5 protein-coding genes are annotated in these 4,943 nt (G+C 59.9%); 3 read left to right on the top strand and 2 right to left on the bottom strand.

Annotation, left to right across the window (positions count from 1 at the left end; all coding sequences use genetic code 11):
* From EYB53_RS24960 to EYB53_RS24950, 3 genes are all read left to right on the top strand, one after another.
* Positions 1–320: DUF4351 domain-containing protein (locus tag EYB53_RS24960; RefSeq protein ID WP_135482273.1), on the top strand; the 320-nt coding region annotated here is incomplete at its 5' end.
* 70 nt (positions 321–390) lie between these two features.
* Positions 391–819 carry a PPOX class F420-dependent oxidoreductase gene (locus EYB53_RS24955; RefSeq protein WP_135482270.1) on the top strand — a complete coding sequence of 143 codons (429 nt, stop codon included), beginning with the start codon at positions 391–393 and terminating at the stop codon, positions 817–819.
* A 694-nt stretch (positions 820–1,513) separates the two neighbouring features.
* The gene (locus EYB53_RS24950) at positions 1,514–2,305 is read left to right on the top strand and encodes a class I SAM-dependent methyltransferase (protein WP_135482268.1); all 792 of its coding nucleotides are present in this window, start codon (positions 1,514–1,516) and stop codon (positions 2,303–2,305) included.
* Positions 2,306–2,903: 598 nt separating this feature from the next.
* Here EYB53_RS24950 and EYB53_RS24945 read toward each other — a convergent pair.
* Both EYB53_RS24945 and EYB53_RS24940 read right to left on the bottom strand, forming a co-directional pair.
* Complete coding sequence (locus tag EYB53_RS24945) at positions 2,904–3,893, bottom strand: Fic family protein (RefSeq protein WP_135482265.1); 990 nt, start codon at positions 3,891–3,893, stop codon at positions 2,904–2,906.
* A gap of 462 nt (positions 3,894–4,355) precedes the next feature.
* On the bottom strand, positions 4,356–4,943 hold a 588-nt coding region (locus tag EYB53_RS24940), incomplete at its 5' end, for a tetratricopeptide repeat protein (RefSeq protein ID WP_167857616.1).

Genomic DNA, 4,943 nt, shown 5'->3' with positions numbered 1-4,943 from the left:
AGACGCGTCGGTTTGAGGCGGAAGTTGCCACGTGGCAGACACCAATCCAGGAGGCGGTCGTGGAACTGATCACAGAATGGGAATTGAAGGGGCGAGAAGAAGGGCGCGAAGAAGGGCGCGAAGAAGGTCGGCAAGAGGAACGCCAAGCGTTAATCCTCCGTTTGCTCGAGCGCAAAGTGGGGCGTCTGTCTGAGGTCACTCGGCGTGAGGTCTTGGCGTTGACGCCCGCGCAGTTACTCACGTTAAGTGAGGCCTTGCTGGAGTTTGATACGCTCAGCGATCTGACCGACTGGCTTGTCCAGCAGAAGGCTGGGGCGTAACATTTCCTGGAGGTGTGGTGGGGCTAGGGGGCAACGGCAGCGGAAGTGGGTTCAAGCGAAAGGAGATCCGATGCGTCCCATGACTTCCACCGAGGCGCGTGACTTTTTGCTCGTACGGGCGCGCACGGCAAAGCTAGCGACGGTACGCGCCGATGTGCGACCACACGTCGCCCCGATCTGGTTCGACCTGGAAGGCGACGAGGTCGTGTTCACCACCTGGCATACAAGCGTCAAAGCCGCTAATCTGCGGCGCGATCCTCGGGTGAGCCTCTGTGTGGACGACGACACCCCACCGTTTAGCTTCGTCATCATTGAGGGCCTTGCCACACTCAGTGAAGATCCGGTCGCCCTGAAGGCCTGGGCAATGCGCCTTGGCGGGCGGTATATGGGTCTGGAAAAAGCCGCCGCCTACGGCGCACGCAATAGCGTACCCGGTGAATTGCTGGTACGCATCCAGATCACCCGCCTTGCAGTCCAAGCCGAGGTAAGTAGTGGGTGAAATGATACGAACACCCCATCGCCTGCGCCCATGCGTGCGTGGGCCTGCCGCTCGCGTTGTTTCCTGGCGGTGGCGCATCGGCCTGCCGCCGCGCCGGAGCCCCCCGCCGGAGCGCAAGGGTTGCTGCGCTCGCGCTGTCATGCGTTGTTCCTCGCCCTCGGCACGAGGGTAACGCCAAACGAGGTGGTCAGCCTTGCTGAGCGGTTGGTACAGATCAAGGCGGTACGCATCAAGGCAATGCGGCTCAACGGACGACGGATCTGCGCGATGGAGTGCCAAGCATTCGGCGGTAGTGTGATGCGCAAACTCAACGTACCACAGAATTTCAGATGTAGATTCTTCCTCAAGGTCGCTGTGCTTCAGTGGTGAAATCACCGGACGATCATCCAGGAGTGTCTTGTAATGGGGCATCGACACCGATGCCCAGCAGCACCGCGATCACGACCTCGGTGATTATCAGCCCCCAGGGAAGGTGCTTCATCTTGATCGTAATAAAATCTGTGTAATGAGTGTAATTTGATATATTTACATTTATCAAAAAATACCTTTTTAATAAATGTAAATATATATATAAAAATTGATCCAGTATTTGCCATCTAAAACATTTCATGGTATTATAAGCTGTTTACTCATTCATATATTTGCAGTATGGTAAGGTTCGTGGTTGGCTATCTCTATCTTATGAGTTTATCTTATGAATTCCATCATCCAGACTTTCACGCGCTTGATCAAGTTCCAGCCAGATGTTCCATTGAAACTTCGCCTCAAAAATAAACGTGTCTACTGGACAGAGCGGCTCCGTGGCAATCCACTCCCACCAACGACGATGATGTTCCTCGTTCAGGGCAATCATGAGGCCAATTACTTTGTGGAGGGCGGACGCAAAGCCTTTGATACGGTGTGGGAAACATTGGAAAAGAGCCATGTGAATCATCCGTTCCACACGATCCTGGACTTCGGTTGCGGATGTGGCCGCGTCCTACGCCATTGGAAATCGCGCGCTGCGCAGTTTCAACTCTATGGCGTCGATTATAATCCTGAGCTCGTGATGTGGTGCCGTCGCGTAACTCCCTTTGCCAGTATTGATCAGAACCGCCTTGAACCGCCACTGCACTATCCCGACGATATGTTTGACCTGATCTATGCCTTCTCGACCTTTACGCATTGGGATGTCGCGCTGCAGATGGCTTGGATGCGGGAGTTCAGACGAATCCTACGTCCAGGTGGGTACATTTTGTTTACGACACATGGCGACTATTATCTACCGGCATTACCACCAGACGCACAGACCGCGTTTCTCAATGGACAGCCTCTCGGTGGTCCGTCACCTGATCCAAATGAGGTAGGTACGAATCACTATGCTTCTTTTAGTCCATTCCAATATGTACGAGATGAACTCTTACAGGATTTTGAATTGGTCGAATCCTACCGGCGCGCATCGCGCGGTACGCCCTGGCAGGATGTTTACCTAGCTCGGAAGTCTTGAAAAGTAGCGCATGAACGTGCGGATGCTGGTATGCGCACGCTGCTTGCTACGCGCTGCCGCCACTCATTGCAGCACCTGTCGTAGCTTCGTCCGTGGGGACACTACGCCATCCTGGATAGATAGGATCAGGCGCATTGTTGTGCGCCATAGAGGCAGCCTGGTCTGTGCCATGTGCAACGATGCGCTGGCTCGCTGTGCGCTACGATACCCACCCGATGATCATGCGGTCTGATGGGATGGAGTGCCTTCAAGCCTGTCAGTTCTCGGCGAGGGTGTGCCACGCCTGACCACGTTCTTGTGCTGGATCGCTGCGCTTGCTGCGACGATGGACCAGCGCGAACCTGCGGGGGGGGGCGCAGACCTCGCGGCCTCAGCGTCCGGCTGGTTCGTCGGCCATGGCGATAATTTGCCACTATGGCAAATCATTCCCGCTGAACCCGGAAGCTGATGTGCCATAGTGGCAAAAAACAGCTTGACAGCGTGGCTTGGATGGCGCATCATTGACCGATTGGCTAAGAGCGCCGGGTGAGGATCTGCCGATGAACCATACGGAAAAGGTCGCTGCGCTCGCACCGTGTCCCGGCACTGCACCGCAGCGCTATCCTTCGCTTGGCGCATCCCGCGTGGTTCTTCCCGGGGGACGGCCACGCGGGATGCGCCCGTGAGCGATGTCGTCGTGGTAGCGGGCCAGCGCGGCTGAAGTGCTGTGCCAGCGCCCGCCGCGTTTGGAGCCTTCCAGACGCCCTTTGCGAATGAGCAGCGCCAGGTATTCGGCACTGTAGGGTGAGGTCGCGGCCAGCGTGCTCAGGGGCATCCAGCTTTCGTCTGGGGTCGCGTCGCAGGCTTCCAGATAGAGATCGAGGCCGCTTTCGACCGCACGACCCACCAGGTTCAGGAGCGGTCCGCAGCGCCCGCGATCCGCCTGTGCGAGCGCTTCCAGGTAGCCGAGCCGCCATTCTTGGAGGAGCAGGGCTGGCGGCGCACCGCCACGCATGAGCAGCAGATTGAGCACCAGGCGTCCGGTGCGCCCGTTGCCGTCACGAAAGGGATGCACCGCCAAGAAGCCATGATGTGCCAGGGTCGCCCGCGTGATCAGGTCGTCCTGCTGCCCGTCAGCGTCAAGCCAGGCGAGCCACTGCGCCATCAAGGCGGGTACCTCCCGTGCCGGCGGCGGCTGCAGGAGCGAGCCCCGGATGCTGACCGCACCGCGCCGCCACTGGCCCGCTTCGTCCAGCAGCCGATCCGTCACCAGGCGATGCAGTTCCCGTACCACGTCCAGGGTCAGCGGCGTCGCTGCGTTGACCAGGGCCTGCACGTACCGATATGCCGCCGCATGATTGGTTGCCTCCAGATGTTCGTGGAGCGCGTGCCCACCCACGGTCAGCCCGTGCTCAATGACGAGTTGGGTCTCGCGCAGGGAGAGCGTATTGCCCTCGATGGCATTGGAATGAAAGGTCAGGCGCACTTGAAGATCGGCGTGGAGCTGGCGCAGGGTCGCGTCGGACAGCGGGCGTCGGGCCTCAAGGAGGGCCTGTTTTTCCGCCAGGCGACGAGCGAGGCGGGGATCCATGCGTGGTTCAGGGGCCATTGCGGTACTCCAAGAAAAGATATCGGTATGGCAAAGTATAGCATAAACCGATACCTTTTTTCAGGCAGTAAGCGCGGTTGCCAGGAGGGTGCGTGGCAACGGCCCTGGCCCACCCACCGTGCGTGCGCAGCTCTCCGCTGGCGCTGGTGGCACGGCCCGGCGCGGCCCCTCGCCGCGCCGCTGAGCTGGCTCACGGGAGCGCCAAGGCTGGTGTGCCAACGAGGCCCATCGCCTCCGCTGAAGCCGGAAGCTGATTTGCCAATGAGGCAAATCACTCCCGCTGAAGCCGGATGCTGGTGTGCCATAACGGCAAAAAACGGCTTGACCTCACGACTCATGCCGTCGCCCGCCTGAGCATCGCTCACGCCACGCTGGGTTCGCCGCTGGCGCGGCTTGCGCCGAAGCGCTTTGCCGCAGATCGTTCCAGCGGCGGAATTGGGTGCGGAGCCAGGCCAACGGGGATCAGTTTGGCGACGCGATCAGTGCCAGCACCTGGTCGATCAGCGCCGCGTCCTGGTCGTCGAGGCCCGCTACGAGCGCAGTGCGATTCCGCTCCCCCGCCCAGATGCGCTCGACGGGTTCGCGCAGCATCCAGCCCTGTTGCTCAAGGTGCGCCAGCGTCTCAGTGACGTCCTGCGGTGGCGCATCGTCGCCGTTCGCCACCGCAGCAATCGCCCGCAGCAGCGGCTCGAACTCGCGCAGCACCGCACCCATATCTGGGCCACCACCGCTACCCTGCGCCTGGGCGATAAGCGCGTCCACCTGCGGCACCATCTCTTCGATACCTTGTTGGGCAAAGATTGCTCTGGCCCGCTCCAGGTACGGCAAGGCCTCAGCGTTGCGCCCATGCTGGAGCAAGGCGATCCCATAATTGCCGAGATCAGCACCCATGCTGTAGCGATCATTGATTGACTCACGGAGGGCGAGAGCCTCCTGGAGCAGTTGTGCTGACTGAGGGGGATTGCTATCGAGCATCAACCGACTGAGGGCCGCCAGCACATTGGCCTCGCCGAGGCGGTCGCCCACGGCCTGGAAGAGGGTGAGGGCGGC

Source organism: Candidatus Chloroploca mongolica, assembly GCF_004762035.2.
Lineage (GTDB): Bacteria > Chloroflexota > Chloroflexia > Chloroflexales > Chloroflexaceae > Chloroploca > Chloroploca mongolica.
This window is presented reverse-complemented; position numbering and strand designations above follow the sequence as displayed.